The following is a 17,622-nucleotide window of genomic DNA, read 5'->3' on the forward strand; positions in this document are numbered from 1 at the left end:
GCTGTCAAGGGTGGCGTAAGTTACCAAGAGCTATTTCTGTTACCTTTTTTTCTTTTAAGGCTTAATTATTTTTTGTTTTTGTTTTTCATAGGCTACTTTACACTACCTATTTTCATGTTCCATTATAACTGCCATCCAATAGCTTCTTCTCTTGCTGAGATAAACCTCTTATATATACCCTCTTGTGAAATTAGTTCATTATGCTTCCCAGCCTGTTCTACTTGACCATTATTAATAACAAGTATTTGATCTGCATGCTTCACTGTACTTAAACGATGTGCTATCATAATTACTGTTTTGTTCTTAGTCAATTCCCTGATTGCAATCTGGAGATTCTTTTCATTTTCTGGGTCTACACTTGCAGTTGCCTCATCTAAGATGATTATAGGTGCATCTTTTAGTATAGCTCTGGCAATAGATATTCTCTGCTTTTCTCCACCAGATAAACTACTGCCTCCTTCTCCAACATATGTATCATAGCCATCAGGAAGGGCTTCTATAAAGCTATGACAACAGGCTTTTTTAGCTGCTTCTTGTACTTCTTTTAAGGTAGCATCAGGTTTACCAAAACGGATATTATTAAATATCGTATCTTCAAATAAATAGACTTTTTGAAATACTGTACTAAAATTATTCAATAAACTTTCACATGTAAAATCTTTTACATTATGTCCACCTACGGTAACCTCTCCCTTATCAACATCAAAGAAACGTGTTATCAATCTGCAAATAGTTGTTTTCCCACTACCTGAAGGTCCAACTATGGCTGTTGTAGTATTCTCAGGTATTTTTATATTCATGTTTTTTATAACTTCCATATCCTCATAATAAAAACTCACATCTTTTATTTCTATGTGGTAATTATCTAATTTGATATCTTTTCCGTCTCCATCCATGATAGGTGTATTACTTAGATTATCAATTCTATTTAGTGATGCTTCTATAACTCTAGTTAAAGATGAAACACTTCCTACTATTTCCATCTGTTCATATATTATGAAACTGGAAATAAGAAGTATAAAGCATTTAACTATTGTTATCTCTCCATCAATTAATAGGTAAGGAGCAACAACAATTATTATTGATGATGCAATTTTAAATGCCAGTTGATATAAAGCTGTTAAACTAGAAAATACACTTTCCAGTTTTATGTTAGCTTGTGAACTTTCTTCTATTGCATCTTTTACTCCTTTGCTAGAATTGCCCCCAAGGTTATATGCTTTGACCACACCCATTCCTTGAATATATTCCAGTATTGAGGTTACTAGACCAGCTTGAGCTTTTTGTCTTCTTGGTGATAAGATTTTACTTTTTTTCTGTATATGCACATATACAATCATGGCTATAATGATTCCAGCAACAGTTATTAATCCAATATGCCAATCGTATATTAATATCCATATAGAAATAACTGCACCATGTACCAATCCATTTATCACTTTATCGAATATAGTAACAGATATGGTTTCTATATCACCTAATGTAGTAGTTGTAGTCGCTGTTATCTCACCTAGAAGATTTTCATTAAAATATCCCATCTTGACTCTTTTCATGAGTTCTCCAATTTCCAACCTTTTGTCCTGACACATCTTAAAACTAGAAATAACACGTTTTTGATTGGATATATTTGAAAATATAATCTTACCTACTATACTGATTACCATTACTCCAAAGATGGTAAAAACGTCAGTCATGTCAATTACTTTTTTGCCTTCTACGGACAAGAGTAACCAATTTATGAGCATTATTACTGCCATAAAAGACATAATTTCGAAATTCGATTTAATGAAGCTTGTTATCAATGATACTATAATATCTTTACGATGTTTTCCCGAAAAATTAAGCAGACGTTTAAATAACTTTATCATCCTATGATGCCTCCTCTATACTATCTTTATAGCTGATATGGGCTTCCCATAAGTCTTTATACAATTTACAGCTTTTTAGTAGACTAATATGATCTCCAATTCCTTCAACTTGTCCATTATTCATAACAATTATCTGGTCTGCATTAATAATCGTAGATAGTCTATGAGCTATTACTATTAGTGTTTTATCTTTAATCAATTGATTTATTGAATTCTGTATCCTATTTTCATTTTCTGGATCAGTAAATGCTGTTGCTTCATCTAACAACACTATTGGTGCATCTTTCAGAATAGCTCTAGCAATTGCAATCCTTTGTCTTTCCCCACCTGATAATTTCCCCCCTGCATCACCTACATTGGTATCATATCCTTTAGGTAAAGTCATGATAAACTCGTGAGCACTTGCTTTTTTAGCTGCAATCTCAACTTCTTTATCTGTAGCTTTTTTATTTCCTAGACGTATATTTTCTCTTATGGATAAGTTAAATAAGAAATTATCCTGAGAAACATAGGAAGTAGTATCCATAATCTGAGCTAATGGCAATTCTTTAACATCTACGTCTCCTAATTTAATACTTCCTTGGTTCGCTTCCCAAAAACTAGCTATAAGTTTGGCGATAGTGGATTTACCACTGCCTGATGGTCCCACTATAGCAGTAATACCCGATGGAATTGTGGAAAAGCTGATATTCTTCAATACCTGAACTTCATCATATGCAAAAGATACATTATCAAATGTTATTGTATTATTTTTAGTATCTTTCCTATATTGAGGTCTCTTCATTTCTTCAACCTGTAGTATATCCGCTATTTCTTTTACGGTACTATCAACCATAGCCAAGCTGTCTGTATATTCCAATGCTTGAATAAGTGGTTTTATAAGGCTCATTGATAAAATGATACATGTTATTAGTACAGGTATGCTTATACTACCATTCATATATAGATATGTTCCAAGAGGTAAAACTCCCACAAGGGATGTTGGCATTATACTTATAGCTATTATGTAGAATCCATTAGTTTTTTTAAACCATTCAATCTTGGATTTACTATTTTCTTCTACAGAATCTATGTATTTTTTATAGGACCTAGCAGATTGATTGAACATCTTGATTACCTCGATACCATTTATGTATTCAACTATTGTAGCATCCATGTTTTTTCCAGCTTTTAAAACTCTTCCATAACGGGTTTCATAATCTATCATCATTCCCATGTAACATATGAGTCCTATTGGAATTGTGGCTAAAGCTATTAATGCTAATCTCCAGTCCAACATGAAAAAGTATATTGTCAAACATATAGGTATCAACAGATTAGAAGTCAATTCTGGAATCATGTGAGCTAGAGGTAATTCTATCTTCTCTACTGTATCCACTATCACTGTTTTGAATTTTCCTGATGATGTATCTTCAATATACCCCATAGGTACTTTAGAAAGTTTTTCTGTTATCTCCTGTCTTATACTCTTTAGAATTATAAATGCACTTCTATGAGATAGAATTGTTGATAAGGTTGAAAAAACAACTTTACCAAAATAACCTATCAAGGCAATCAAAGCTATATATAATATATTGCTCCATGTATAGTTTTTCTCAAATATTCTAGTTATAAGCTTAGAAACTGCCAAGTATGGGATTATACCAAATCCAACACCAGCTATTGCAAGTAACACTGAGGCAATCATCTTATTTTTGCATTGTTTTGCAAAACCTAAAACCCAGCTGATACTACTCTGTTTTTTATCTTTCAAAATATATCTTCCTCTCTTTTATATTTCACTGACGTTATTTAAACTTTATTAGACTGTCCCATCCATTATTGAAGAAAAGTGCCAATTGTTCTATATATGAAACAGCCTCTTCTTTTGGCATATCATGGGCAACAGTTTCAAATACTGCAGTAAAATAAGCACTAGTTAACATATGATGTAATTGTTGACTGACATTACCTTCTACCTTTCCAAGCTTCCTTAGAGTTTCATAGTATTCTGTAGTCCTTTCAACATCAATAATAACAAGGTCATCTATGAAATTTTCATATTTAGTGCCATCAGCACAGCATATCAATAATTTGAATTCATCAAAGTTGTCATATATATAATTCATAAAATATTTTAAGTACTCCATAGTCAACTCTCTAGTATCAATCGTTTTATCACAATCAATCAAATTAAAATGTGAGTTTTGGGCAGCTCTGAATGTAGAAAACAAATCCTCTGCAACCTCTCCAACCAAACCATCAAATAATGCTTCCTTATCTTTGTAATATCCGTAAAAAGCGCCTAGTGTAAAACCTGCTTCCTTCACTATTTTTCTTAACGAAGCACTTTTAAAACCGTTTTTCAAAAACTCTTGCTTTCCTATTTCTAATAATTTATCTTGTGTCTTAGTATTACTTCTCATAATAACCCCTCCATTAATATAGCACTGATATATATCAGTGCTATATTATCATTATTGATAATGATTGTCAATAACATTTAGTAAAAAATAAAAAATAATGGATATGTTTTTATATGCAACATATCCAATCTATATTAAAAAACTAGCATCTTTAAGGTATTTCTATTGTAGTACTATCAGTTTCCATTATCTTAGTTCCATCTTTTTCATCTGAGCCAACTGCAACAGTAATATTAAATTTTTCTGATTGTTGTATCCCATCCTTATCAGGGATTAAATCAATTACAACTGTTCCAGTACCCCCTCCAGTTGGTATATGACTTCGGTCTCTTCCTACCTCTACAAATTTATCCCATTCATATTTCTCAGTATCACCAGTGCTAAATGTAGCTATGTAGTCTGCAGGCTTTGCTGTATCTTGATTTTCTGGATAACTGCTATTTATACTTTCTATATTCCATTTTTTGGGGATATAGAATACTACACCACCCCAGTCATCTGAATCTACGTCTATATGAGCTACAATCTGTATTCCTTCTGGAGTTCCTTCACTTCCTTTTATAAATACTGTTCCATTTGCTGATGTATTCAAATCTGTTGAATCAGAATTCACACTGAAATCTTTTGTTTGAATTATATTATCGTTGACTACTATCTTATCAGATGCTTTCTTGCTTTTTCCACAGCTGGATAATAGAATAGCCATTGTGATGATTACCATAGAAATCAATATATATGAGCTTTTTGATTTCATATTTACCTCCCCATTTTAATATGCTTACTATTAAAAAATGTAGTATATAAACTACAATTGTTTATATACTACATATTTTACCATTACTAATCCTACTCTTCAATCAACATTATTTTAGCATATGCCATAACATTGCATAAGGAACATATTCTACTACTTATTCCTTATAATAAAGAGTATTATTATCTTCATCATATGTTACAGTGATGTTTTTCTCGTTGCATATATATAATATTTCATCCAACATTGACTGATATTTCTTATCCATATCAATATTGAATTCATTGATTTCATCTTTATCACTAATCTTAACTATAAAATTTTTACTGTGCTCAACTATAAAACTCAATGCTTGGTCCTTTAGTTTAGAATAATCTTCAGATAATTCCAGCGACATTAATTTTGTAAAAGCATCCTGATATAATTCAACTACATCTACACTATCATCTAATTGTTTTATTTCTGTAAAATACTCATTTGTAATATCAAGAATTAATCCGATATTTTTAATGGTCATATTATTACTATCTTTAAAAGTTTGAGTGTTTTGATTGTCTACGGTTATATAATTTTCGATACGATAATCATCATTTATGGAATCTCTTCTTAATGAGAATAATAAAGTATCCTTATGGATTAATAATTCAAATATAACATAGCCTACGAAAATAATAATTATTATTATAAAAACAGGTTTTCTAGTTTTCATTATAGTAGTCTTTCTCCTTTTTTAATTATGATATTTAATAAGGTTTATATAGCAACTAAATTAATTTGTAAATACTTTATAGCATCTTGATAATAAGAAAATATCCTACAATCAAGATGCTATTATTATAACAATCTACTTAAAATTAATATGAGTAAAGATATCCTGGTTGTCCTCCATACCAGTTACCACTTTTACCTGTTGGATTTTCAATATCTAAGTACTTAAAGCATTTTTCAGAATCAATCCATTCAACTTCAGTAGTATATTTTGAATAACATTTTGTAACTATTTTATTTGCAGTTATGAAATCTACTTTCATTAAATCTGAAGCATCCATACTTAATAGTACATCTTTCATTGCATCTCTATCCAATGCATTTAAGATATCCCATCCCATACTTACAGCAAAACTTATAACAGCTGCAGGTATTGTAGCTTCGATTTTTAATTTACTACATATTAATGCTGATGCTGCGGCAGTTCCAGCTGCATTTCTTACGCTAACAAAGAAATTGTAATCACTACCTAAAGCATATATAGTAGCAGCTGCAGTATATGGTAAAAAGTCAACTTCTAAAGTATATACTCCTGATAAGATTTCACCTAATGAAAGAGGTGATCCATCTGAAGTAGTATCTCTAACCCAAGCAAGACCTTTTGAACCAGTATAATTACAATTGTTTATAGCTGATCTTGTTGTATAAACTCTCTCATAACTAGAATCAAAGAAGCTCATACTATTGAATTTTTGGATTCCCGATAACAGTGCAGCAGCTTCAACAGCAGTCACTTTATCTTCATATGTAAATTCACTTGGATTAACACTATATACCTCTTTAAAATATTGATTTAATTCATCTTCTGATAAATCTTTAACTTGCTCTACTGTAAGATTTAAATTTGAATCCACATTTGCATAAATTTCATTAAGATTAATTGGAGCCTTTGCATAAGAAATTGCGCTAGTATTTAAGATAATAATTGCCATTAAAAATACAGTTAATATTTTTTTCATTATTACTACTCTCCTTTTTGGGTTTTATTTATAAAAGGATTAGTATTATCTGCAGCTAAAACTAATCAATTTATCTTAATTATATAACTTACACTCATTGGATCTACAATTTCTAGTATTATATAATAGAATAATTTCGGTCATAAAATAAGTAATTTTTAGTATTTAGTCTGCATCTATCTTCATTTATATTAGCAGTATTTAAAATTTATGTCAATATAATTTAGAATATTTTTAGTTGTTTTAATTTATATTATTATTCTTTGATTCTCTATTAAATTATTCAAATAATATGACTTTTTCGCTTAAATAATTACTGCAAAATATTAATTTATATTAAATAAAAAACATGTCAGCTTAAAATTAAGTGACATGTCTATAGATAAATGAATAATTAATTCTTAGACTATTAATTATCGTCTAATTGTATCCAAGTAGAAAGACTTATACTATTAAATTCCTTTAGGTTCCTAAATAACTCGTCTAATTCCAATAATGCTTTTTTAGCATCTCCATCAGCAATTGCATCCATAAGTTTTGCATGGCTATAATTAACTCTTGCAGTTAATTCCTTGTCAATGAAATAGTTGAGATAGTATTGTCTTCTGGCTAAAGCATGTTGAGGTAATAGCATTTGCCCTATAAATGGATTTTTGCTTGCTTTACATAATAATCTATTAAATTCATCATCAATTCTTAGAGCTTCTATTGCTGGCGCCCATTCCTCGGTAACTTTTCTATATTCACTAGCTAATTGTCTTAATTTTTCTCTCTCTGCTGGAAATGCATACTTTGCGGCTCTTTTGACAACTAACTCTTCTAATACTTTTCTAGGTTCCATCTGTAATAATAATTCTTCAACAGTAACTATACGTATTAAAATTCCTTTACGAGGAATGGTCTTAAATAAATGTGTTGATTCTAATCGCTTCAATGCTTCACGAACAGGAGTACGCCCAATCTCTAGATATTCACTTATTTCTTTTTCAGAAACAATACTTCCTGGCTTCAACTCTGCTGTAACAATCATTTCTTCTATTTTCTTACTTGCATCGTCAACAAGAAAATCAACATTTTTCTGTTTAAACTTGTACTTTTCCATTCTGATTCTCCTTCCTCTTCTATTGAATTATAACATAATTAATATTTTTATCATATATACAAAAAATATTTTTCTTTTTCTGGCTCACTTATAATATTAGATTTCATATTGACTTTTTCGACATTAAGTGATAAATTATCATTATAATATATCACTAATATATTACAGCTATATTATTAATATATTATAGTCTAAAATTTTATCTACTAAACTTCGCTTAATATTAAAATACATTTTATTAACAAAATTTACAATGGAATGTATTTCTATTTAGCGTTGTTAAGCCCTATCATAATTTTTTAAGGAGGATTAATATGAATAATAATAGCATTATTCAAGGTATTAAAGATCTACCAAAACATCTAAATTCTAAGACAATCAGCTCAGGTGTAATTGCAGGTATTTTTGGCTGGTGTACAGCACTTATTTTATTTGCTAATGGTAATGCTTGTGGATGGAGTATGCAGGAAACCTCTTCTTGGATCTTTGCATGTTGGGTATTCGGACCTATCTTAGGAATCATTTTATCATTGAAGTACAAAGAACCTATACCTGGAGCTTGGTCTATATCAGGTGCCGCAATTGTCGTATCAGGAGCCGGAGCAGGTTATTCTTTACAGCAGTTATGTACAGGATTTTTGTTAGCAGGTATATTAGTACTTATATTAGGTGTAACAGGACTAATCAGTAAGGTAATGAAATTCTTGCCTATGCCTATTGTAATGGGGATGACTGCAGGTTGTTTATTCAAATTTGTAACGAATATGGTCAACTATATCTTTAATTGGTCAAGCAATATGAGTGAACCCAATTATGGTAAGTATCTATTAATCGCTTTATTTGCCATTGCAGCATGGTTGATATTCACTAAACTTAGACCAGTAGTTAAGGTTATACCTCCAATTCTAGCTGCTTTTGCAGTCGTAATTATATGTGTATTTGCTTTTGGATTATATGATGCCTCATCTTTGGAAGGTATTAAATTCTATGGTCCAAAATTTATAGGATATTCTTTTGAAAATGTAGGAGGAGTCTTTGTATCAGTATCTCTTCCATTAGCACTTCTTGTAATTGGTGCAGAAAACGCTCAAGCTATCGGTGTATTAAAAAGCCAAGATTACGAACCACCAGTCAAGAGCATGACTATATGGTCAGGTATTGGTGGTATTGTTACTTCTCTATTCGGTGGACATAATGCCAATATTGCAGGTCCTATGACTGCAATCGTTGCATCAGATGAATCAGGAGATAATAAAGATGGTCGTTATGCTGCATCTGTAGTATGTGGTATATGGTGTTCTATCATTGGTATCTTTGCTAGTTTATTAGTACCTTTCTTAAGTACTATGCCACTTAAGTTAATCTACTTGGTAGCAGGTTTAGCAATGGTTGGAGTTATCCTATCATCTCTACAATCAGCTTTCAAAGCTAATAAATTCCAAGTATCAGCTTTCTTTGCTTTCTTTATAGCATTATCCCAAAAATCATTTTTAGGTATTGGTTCAGCGTTTTGGGCATTGTTGATTGGAATTATTATTGCAGCAGTATTAGAAACTAAAGATTTAAAAGCTATTATTGATAATAAAAATAAAAATTGATGAGGAATTATTATGAAGAAATATAAAAGTTTAATTGTATTTGACTCAAATTGTGATTTACCAGTTTATGATGAAGTAGATGTTTTAGTTGCAGGTGGTGGTCCAGCTGGAATAGCAGCAGCCGAAACAGCAGCAAGACATAACAACAAAACATTACTTGTAGAAAGACTTGGTTTTCTAGGTGGAGCATCTGTAGCTGGATATTCAGGTACATTCTGTGGAATGTTCTATGGTTGTGATAATCCATTAGAAGAAGAACCAAGACAAGCAGTGTTTGGATGGACTAATAAATTCTATGAAGCATTAAAAGAAAAAAATGGTGTTACCGAACCTCAACCATATGGTAAAACATTTTTAGTACCCCATAATCCACAAATCTTCAAGGAAGTTGCTGAAGACATGATTCTAGAAGCTGGTGGAAAAATATTATATCATTCAACAATAGTTGGTGTAATCAAAGATTTTGATGAATTCAAAGGTGTTGTAATTGATACAAAAAGCGGCCTAGCTCAGATAAGATCAAAAGTTATGATTGATGCAACTGGAGATGCTGATATTATCTATCGTGCAGGATATGAATATACTATGGGTGATAATGGTGTAATCCAAAATCCAACTATGATTTTCCGTCTTGGTGGAGTTGATGTAAAAAAATTCTTTGATTATTGGGGTGAAGACAGAATATCACCTGATAAAGTGACAGAAGCTATGAAACAAGCTATTGAAGAAGGAGCTGAGCTTCCTAGACTCAAGGTTTGGGTATATCATACAACAAGACCTAATGAATTGTTTATGAATGTAACATTACTTACTGGCAGAGATGGACATCTTCTTAATGTATGTGACCCAGATGACCATACAGAAGCTGAACAAGTTGCCCGTAAGCAAGTTAACGAATATGCAAAATTCTTCAAAGAATACATACCAGGCTGTGAAGCGTCCTTTGTCAACGATCTATCTTGTGAAGTTGGAGTAAGACAAACTAGAAGTATTGTTGGAATTGACAAATTATTGAATGAAGATGTTAAAAATGCTAGAAAAAGAAGTGACGGTATAGTAGCTTGTCCATGGCCTATTGAATTACATAATGGAGAAAAGCCATATCTATTCTGGCTGATTAATGATTATTATGAAGTTCCTTACGGTGCTTTAGTTCCAGCAGTTGGTGAAAACCTCATTGTTGCAGGTAGAAACCTTAGTGCTGAGCATCATGCCTTAGCAAGCTGTCGTGTTATTTCTCAATGTTTCGGTTATGGTCATGCAGCAGCATTGGCAGCAGATAAATCCATAAAAGAAAATATTAAATTCAGAGATATAAAAGGTGAAGAAATAAGAAAACTATTGAATGAGGAAGATGCACGTTTAGGAGAATAATAAGAAGAATCCCACGATACTTTAATCGTGGGTTTTTTCATTTCTCAATTGAGTCATGATTCCAATAATAAATAATACAAATTTTACAATAACATGTGCAACATAATTATCTATACTATATGTACAAATTAAATATTTAGTAAGATGGGAAGCTGTGGATATAAATCCATCAACATATATATAATTGGATAAATCATTAATATTTTGATATAAAAATATAACTATTGTTCCTAACAATGATGCTCCGACAAGTGATGTACCTACTATAAAAAAAACAATTATATATTGTAATCCTCTACCCATTGATGAAAGTAAAACCTTATAAATTAATTTCATAAGCACAATAGATCCTATTCCTACCATTAATCCCCCTATTAATGCTGCTATTACCATTTTAAATAATGAATAACATAAGTATATTCCGCCAATAAAACATCCAATACACACCAACGGATAGATGGATTTTTTCCCCATAAAACACAGGACTATACCTACACTACAAAGAGTTATTAATGTAATAACTATAGATAACATTCTAATTATCCACTGTACTCATTATTTTCGTTAACAAATTAAGGACACGAACAAAAATCAGAATGACTGTCATAACAAGGCCAAAAGCAAGTGACCATTCATATTTATTAACATAATTCATATAGTTATCAGGTATAGATAAAAATATTGATAAACATACGCCTACACAAGTAAGTAATAGAAAAAATAGAATTTTTGTTCCTATACTCCCATATGTAGCAGGCTTACCACTATTCACATCATCTTGTTTTGAAACCTTTTTAAAATATGGATTTGATAATATTGATTTCATTTCATAATCTCCTTTTTATATAATTTTTATATCTCTTTTGTTGTATTCATTATAACAACAGGTGTTTAATATAACTCAAATCCTATATTAAGATTTCTTAATATGGAGTTAATAAAAAACGGTATTACATTAAAACTAATTAATATAATACCTTTTCTTATAATCTTATTTAGATTTTCATTAATTATATATTTTCAATTCCATAATCCAACTATTATAATACTTTCTTGAAATGATCTACAACCTCCTGCCAATGAGCATACTCTTTTACATTACGTCTATCTGATAGTATTGAGCTATATTTCTCTTTTAAGTATCTTCCAACATAAGTTGTAGCCTTTTCAGCACCAAAAACGTTCATATGGTCACCCTTATCTCTAAAATCCTTGGCAAAATCTATATTAAAATTACTGTCCTTAACATTAAGGTCTATAAAAGGAATGTTTAAATCCTTTGACAAATAGTTCATATAATTATGTTTTGCATAATTCCATGAAGATGCGCTAGGAAGCTCTAGAAAAAGGATTTTTATATTATTCGTTCTACATATCTTAATAAAGTTCTTAAGATGTTTTAGGTTTCGTCTAGGTATTGGATGAGGTTTTTGATTCTTGTTTCCCATATAATCTCCAGCATCATATTTGTTAATCTCATCAGAATGAACAAATCCTTTAGTTATATCATATTTCTTAGACCTATTAGGTATTGTATAAAAATCTCTGAATTTTAACTCTTTCCATCTAACATGAAACACAAAAGGAGCAAGTAAAAAATTAGAATCATCTAAAGCTTTATTCCTCTTTTCATAAAGGCAGTCAACTTCAAGAATAGCTACTTTTGGAGCTTGAGTCCTAAGTGTCTTCTTTAGCAAATTATTGATATCACCAATTGTCTGTAATACAGTACCAGAAGCATAAGATGTATAACCAAATTCATCATATAGTTTTGCTGGTACGAATCCAGCATAGACATCGGAATTTCCATATACCATTACATCAATTGAATTCTCAGGCTCAGCAAGAAAACCCATACCTCTATAATATTTTGTACCACCAGAATCATGAATTGATTTTGGAGAAACAATGAGGCATATATACATATATATAATAGCTGTAATTAAAAAACAACTAGAAACGGTTAGAATGATTTTTAATCTTTTCATTAGAAACCTCCATAAATAGGATCAGGTGGAATATAGCCTAGCCCATACGCACCAAAAATAACTACAATACAAAACACACAAAAACAAATCCAGTATTTCTTATATGATGAAAGCGCTTCAAATCTGCTTTCTATATCAATATCTTTTAACTTCATAATCACCGACAGTAATATTACTATGAATGAAAGTATGAATATTATGAAGTCATTAGGTTCAATGGCACTAAAGAGTTGAAACTCTGAACCTCTTGAAAAAACAGACCCTAACATCTGACGAAAAACCAATAAATTCTCTGCTCTGAACATAAGCATTCCAATACCAACAAGTATAAGAGTTTTTGTTAATCTTAATCCTTTGATAAGCCTATTTTCAGAAGTTATATTATTCTTACTTAATACTCTATTTACCAAAGGAGAAATCAAATTAAATATAATCATTAGTACAAAATAGTAAAGTCCATAAACAATATATTTTGAACTTGCACCATGCCAAAGTCCTGTTAAAAACCAAACAAAAAACAAAGGAATGGTTATTGTCAATAGATTCGCTAAAAAAGCTGGTAGATTTTTTACTATTTTCATTAATGCTCTGGAAGTTGATATAGGATAGAATATGTAATCACGGAACCAACCTCCTAGAGAAATATGCCATCTTCTCCAGAAATCCCCTACATTCAATGCCAAGAATGGCATATCAAAATTCTTAGCGAGTCCAATACCAAATATCTTAGAAACTCCTGCTGCTACATCTATATATCCAGAGAATTCAGCATACAATTGAATTGTATATGCAATAACACCTATGATAACTGTGAATCCTCCATAAGATTCGTGATTCTTGAAGACAGCATCTGATATGATAGCAGCCCTGTTTGCAACCATAAATATCTTGAACATACCCCAAAACATTTGAGCTATACCGTTATATAAGTTATTAATCTTAATCTGCTCTCCACTTGTCATCTGAGGCATAAGTGCATCATATCTTCCAAAAGGTCCTTCATGCATCTGTGGGAAGAAACTTATGAATAGAGCTATCTTAAAGATATTCTTTTCAGCTTTATACTTCCCCCTTAAAACATCTACTACATAGCTGATTGACTGCAAAGTATAATATGATATTCCAAGAGGCAGAGCAATCTTAATTACTGGAGCCGAAACATTAATACCTAACCATCCAAGTAGCCCTATACTGGATGATGCAAAGAAATTAAAATACTTCAGTGTTAATAAAATACCTATATTAATAATTACATATATTGCTAAAACAAATCGCTTTTTCTTTTTTATTATTGCCCTAAGTTGTTTTCTTTCTTTTTTTGGAAGTCCTTCTAAGCTGTATTTTAGGGGAATCCTATCCATTATTATTGCTGCAGAATACGATATCAAAATAGTTGTTATCAAAAATATTATTCCAAATCCACAAAATATCCCATAGAATATAAGACTTGAGGCTAGTAATATAATGTAGCGCTGTTTGTATGGACAAACAGCATAAATAATAGTGGTTACAAAAGTGAAAATTAATAATAGTATCAAAATAAGATATGGCATATCAATTATTCTCCATCAAGTGATACTACTAGCTTATATATACTCTCTACAGAATTGAAATTCTCAGGTACAAGATGGATTGGTGTAATTTCAATATCAAACTCATAGTTAAGCTTAGCTACAAGTCCTGCTATATTAAGGGATGTTAGTATTTTGCCATCTACTAGGTTAGTTGCATTTTTGTAATCTACTCCTGGTATTATTGTTGAAAGAATCTCGTTTATTTTTTCCATTCTAATCTACTCCTTTTAATTTAATATATTATTTTTTAATTTTTTTCTATCTATCTTACCATTGGCATTCTTAGGAAAAATGTCAAAAGCTTTGTAATCATGTGGACGCATGTATTCTGGCAATGATTTTTCAGCAGTTGATCTAAGAGTATTTATAATCTCTTCTTTACCTTCATAAGCCAATATTAACTTATCATCTTCACTATCATAGATACAAATTGCAAGCTCTATTCCTTCTACAGCTCCAAAAGCAGCTTCTATCTCTCCAGTTTCAATACGATAGCCCATATGTTTTATCTGAAAATCTTTTCTACCTATATACTCGAACTCACCATTTTCATTTTGTCTAACCAAGTCACCAGTTTTATAAACTATCTCAGGATAATCATTCTGTAATGGATTCTGCACGAAAACCTCAGCAGTCTTTTCTTTATTTTTGTAATATCCCTTAGCTATAAAAGGTCCAGCAGCAAATAACTCTCCCTCTGCTCCTCTTGGTACTTCATTGCCATTCTCATCCACAACAAACAAATGGCAGTTACTACAAGCTATACCTATAGGTAAAGTCTGTGTATCTAAAAAATCTCGGTCAACAATGTAATATGCACAAATATCTGTAGTTTCAGTAGGTCCAAAAAGATTAGCATACATTAAGTGGGGGAAATGCTTTTTCCAATAATTAAGATATTTCAATGGCATGACCTCTCCAGCAAACAGAACTTTTTCAAGATATTCAGGTTTACAATATTTGAATAAATCTAATTTGGCTGCAATTCCTAGCGCTGATGGTACCCAATAAATTGTATTTATCCTTCGCTTATTCATAAATTCAATAAGCTTGATAGGGAATGTAAAAAACTCCTTAGGTATCATCTGATATGCACTACCAGTAAAAAATGAAGCAAACATATCAGTAACTGACATACTGAAATAAAGTGGTGTCTGAGAACCAAATACTATTTTCTCATCTATCTTAAAACAAGTAATAAACCAATCAATGTAACTTATAACGTTCTGATGAGTAAGCAACGCACCTTTTGGACTTCCTGTTGACCCTGAAGTAAATATTGAATATGCAGGATCAGTAGAAAGAATCTGAGAACGGACTTTATCAAGTAACTCATCCTTCACTTGTTTTTTCATGATTTCCCCAAATTCCATCTTATGACATTCAACTTGAAAATTATTTACTATGTCATGGAATTCTGATTCATATATGACTGCTGCTGGTGTAAGGGTATCCATTATCTTTGCTAGTCTATCAAATGGTGAATCACAGTCAAGAACTACATAAAAATTTCCGCTGTACAGAACCCCTAACATAGCAGCAGTAACATTAATATTGCGATTCATAAGAATTGCAACAGGTTTTTTCATCAAATCCTTTTCTGCAATTGTAGAACCTATTACTCTAGCCTTTTCTTGTAGCAGTTTATAGGTTATCTCAGACTTACTGTCTCCAACAGCTACATTTTCTGGATATAAGCTTACTGTTTTATCAAAAAAATCAAGTATGGTTTTATTCATCTGACTGCTCCTTTATAAATATGGTCTAATATGGGAAAAGCATCATTATTATCACTGCAAACTGATATAACAAGTTTTTCAAAAATATAACTGTTAATATAATAATCATTTACTTTGTCATTCTCAGAAAATATTGGTCTATCACTGTGAATATTATCTATATTTTCTCTTGGTGTCACATCAATTGTATTAATAGGATAATCTATTCCTCTTCCAATACATTTAATAAAACTTTCTTTTCTAGTCCACAGTAAGGTAAATGCTGTATTTCTATCTTTTGATGATTCAATATATTCACTTTCTCTATGAGTAAAAAAATATTTTACAATATTATTATTAAATTCTTGTACCGCCTCGCAATCAATACCAATATTGTATGAACGCTCAGCGGCTATCACAATATACTCCCCAGCATATGAACGACTTACTGAGATATCTGGATAATCCTTCAAGTAAGGTTTTTCACCGATACCTCCATTAAAATTTGAAACTGGAATACCAAAGCTTATGGCGGTGAATTGGGAAGCTGCTTGTTCCGTAGCTAAAAATCGTTTTATTTTTTTCTTATCAGTAAAAAGTTCTACACGTTCTTGCCTCTCTTTTGGCATTAAAGATACATTGAATCGTTCTGTATTATTTACATCAATATCTTTAATTATTGCTAATGCTTTCACAACCTCACCTCCAAGCTATGAACATAGTTTATCATCTTAAAATTAAATTATCTCAAAATAAACATTAAAATTTCTTAAATGTTACATTAAGATTTCTTAATGTTACGTTAATAAAAGCAATAAAAAAAGATTGCTTCTTAGGCAATCTTGATCAAAATATCTTATTTACATACTTCTATGATGTATTTTCCAATAATCTCACTATCTACAATATAATTGGTATGAGTATGATACTTAAAGATTTTTAAAATACTATTTTTTACGTTTTCATGAATTAAATAAAGATGTTTTTTAGTAATAACGTCAAAACTTCCTCCAGTTATGTAAGTAGGTACCTTAATTTTTGAAAGGTCAGACAAAGAAATATTGGGTTCTTGTAACATCATCTTAACCTTTTGAGATTTATTAATGATATACATTAACTTCATCATGAGTCTTGAACAAATTCTCAGTCCTTTGGGATTAATGTTAGGACCACTGACAATAAGCTTTGAAAACAAGTTTGGATATTCTGACGCAAGCATAAGTCCTACAATTCCTCCATCACTAAAACCATAGTATACAGGATTTTTGATATTAAGCTGATTAATGAATTCATAGATATCCTTAGCATGGTCTTCATAATGCAGTTCAGACACCTTAGAGCTGTTCCCATGATCTCGAAAGTCAATAGCATACACAGTAAAATATTCTTGTAAAAGTGAAATTGACCTATTAAAAATCTCGTGTGTTTCACCATTCCCATGAAGCATAATCAAAGGATTTCCTGAACCATATTTTTGATAAAATAACGTGACTTCATTAACTTTTATTAACATA

Annotated in this window: 17 protein-coding genes; 2 read left to right on the plus strand and 15 right to left on the minus strand. The window is 30.9% G+C overall.

What is annotated here, in order from left to right; all coding sequences use genetic code 11:
* Nucleotides 1-122: 122 nt before the first annotated feature.
* The 7 genes from HYG85_RS03720 to HYG85_RS03750 form a co-directional block, all read right to left on the minus strand.
* Nucleotides 123-1,868 (minus strand): ABC transporter ATP-binding protein, encoded by a 1,746-nt coding sequence (locus HYG85_RS03720; protein ID WP_212692339.1) that lies wholly within the window; start codon nt 1,866-1,868, stop codon nt 123-125.
* Between the two features lies 1 nt (nt 1,869).
* Nucleotides 1,870-3,621, minus strand: coding sequence for an ABC transporter ATP-binding protein (locus tag HYG85_RS03725; protein ID WP_212692340.1), 1,752 nt, complete (start codon nt 3,619-3,621; stop codon nt 1,870-1,872).
* 34 nt (nt 3,622-3,655) lie between these two features.
* The gene (locus HYG85_RS03730) at nt 3,656-4,273 is read right to left on the minus strand and encodes a TetR/AcrR family transcriptional regulator (RefSeq protein ID WP_212692341.1); all 618 of its coding nucleotides are present in this window, start codon (nt 4,271-4,273) and stop codon (nt 3,656-3,658) included.
* A 151-nt stretch (nt 4,274-4,424) separates the two neighbouring features.
* Nucleotides 4,425-5,027 carry a hypothetical protein gene (locus tag HYG85_RS03735; protein WP_212692342.1) on the minus strand — a complete coding sequence of 201 codons (603 nt, stop codon included), beginning with the start codon at nt 5,025-5,027 and terminating at the stop codon, nt 4,425-4,427.
* 157 nt (nt 5,028-5,184) lie between these two features.
* Complete coding sequence (locus tag HYG85_RS03740; RefSeq protein ID WP_212692343.1) at nt 5,185-5,736, minus strand: hypothetical protein; 552 nt, start codon at nt 5,734-5,736, stop codon at nt 5,185-5,187.
* Between the two features lie 145 nt (nt 5,737-5,881).
* Nucleotides 5,882-6,754: a hypothetical protein gene (locus HYG85_RS03745; RefSeq protein WP_212692344.1), complete on the minus strand. Its 873-nt coding sequence runs from the start codon at nt 6,752-6,754 to the stop codon at nt 5,882-5,884.
* Nucleotides 6,755-7,163: 409 nt separating this feature from the next.
* Nucleotides 7,164-7,856: a GntR family transcriptional regulator gene (locus HYG85_RS03750; RefSeq protein ID WP_113671751.1), complete on the minus strand. Its 693-nt coding sequence runs from the start codon at nt 7,854-7,856 to the stop codon at nt 7,164-7,166.
* A gap of 314 nt (nt 7,857-8,170) precedes the next feature.
* Between HYG85_RS03750 and HYG85_RS03755 the strand changes: the two genes are divergently transcribed.
* Nucleotides 8,171-9,454 carry a benzoate/H(+) symporter BenE family transporter gene (locus HYG85_RS03755; protein WP_212692345.1) on the plus strand — a complete coding sequence of 428 codons (1,284 nt, stop codon included), beginning with the start codon at nt 8,171-8,173 and terminating at the stop codon, nt 9,452-9,454.
* Between the two features lie 12 nt (nt 9,455-9,466).
* Nucleotides 9,467-10,828, plus strand: coding sequence for an FAD-dependent oxidoreductase (locus tag HYG85_RS03760; RefSeq protein ID WP_212692346.1), 1,362 nt, complete (start codon nt 9,467-9,469; stop codon nt 10,826-10,828).
* A gap of 21 nt (nt 10,829-10,849) precedes the next feature.
* Here the strand turns inward: HYG85_RS03760 and HYG85_RS03765 are convergent, their stop codons facing one another.
* From HYG85_RS03765 to HYG85_RS03800, 8 genes are all read right to left on the minus strand, one after another.
* Nucleotides 10,850-11,191, minus strand: a complete 342-nt coding sequence (locus HYG85_RS03765; protein WP_212692347.1) for a hypothetical protein — start codon at nt 11,189-11,191, stop codon at nt 10,850-10,852.
* 172 nt (nt 11,192-11,363) lie between these two features.
* Nucleotides 11,364-11,654: a Bax inhibitor-1/YccA family membrane protein gene (locus HYG85_RS03770; RefSeq protein WP_212692348.1), complete on the minus strand. Its 291-nt coding sequence runs from the start codon at nt 11,652-11,654 to the stop codon at nt 11,364-11,366.
* Between the two features lie 214 nt (nt 11,655-11,868).
* Nucleotides 11,869-12,816: a hypothetical protein gene (locus HYG85_RS03775; RefSeq protein ID WP_212692349.1), complete on the minus strand. Its 948-nt coding sequence runs from the start codon at nt 12,814-12,816 to the stop codon at nt 11,869-11,871.
* Nucleotides 12,816-14,219, minus strand: coding sequence for an MBOAT family O-acyltransferase (locus tag HYG85_RS03780; protein WP_212692350.1), 1,404 nt, complete (start codon nt 14,217-14,219; stop codon nt 12,816-12,818). The genes HYG85_RS03775 and HYG85_RS03780 overlap by 1 nt, the downstream gene beginning before the upstream one ends.
* A gap of 155 nt (nt 14,220-14,374) precedes the next feature.
* Nucleotides 14,375-14,602, minus strand: coding sequence for an acyl carrier protein (locus tag HYG85_RS03785; protein ID WP_212692351.1), 228 nt, complete (start codon nt 14,600-14,602; stop codon nt 14,375-14,377).
* A 15-nt stretch (nt 14,603-14,617) separates the two neighbouring features.
* Nucleotides 14,618-16,129: an amino acid adenylation domain-containing protein gene (locus tag HYG85_RS03790; protein ID WP_212692352.1), complete on the minus strand. Its 1,512-nt coding sequence runs from the start codon at nt 16,127-16,129 to the stop codon at nt 14,618-14,620.
* Entirely contained in the window at nt 16,126-16,803 is a 678-nt protein-coding gene (locus tag HYG85_RS03795; protein ID WP_212692353.1) for a 4'-phosphopantetheinyl transferase family protein, read from the minus strand. The genes HYG85_RS03790 and HYG85_RS03795 overlap by 4 nt, the downstream gene beginning before the upstream one ends.
* Before the next feature lie 161 nt (nt 16,804-16,964).
* Nucleotides 16,965-17,621, minus strand: coding sequence for an alpha/beta fold hydrolase (locus tag HYG85_RS03800; protein ID WP_212692354.1), 657 nt, complete (start codon nt 17,619-17,621; stop codon nt 16,965-16,967).
* Between the last annotated feature and the right edge of the window lies 1 nt (nt 17,622).

This window comes from Vallitalea guaymasensis (assembly GCF_018141425.1).
Taxonomy (GTDB): Bacteria; Bacillota; Clostridia; order Lachnospirales; family Vallitaleaceae; genus Vallitalea; species Vallitalea guaymasensis.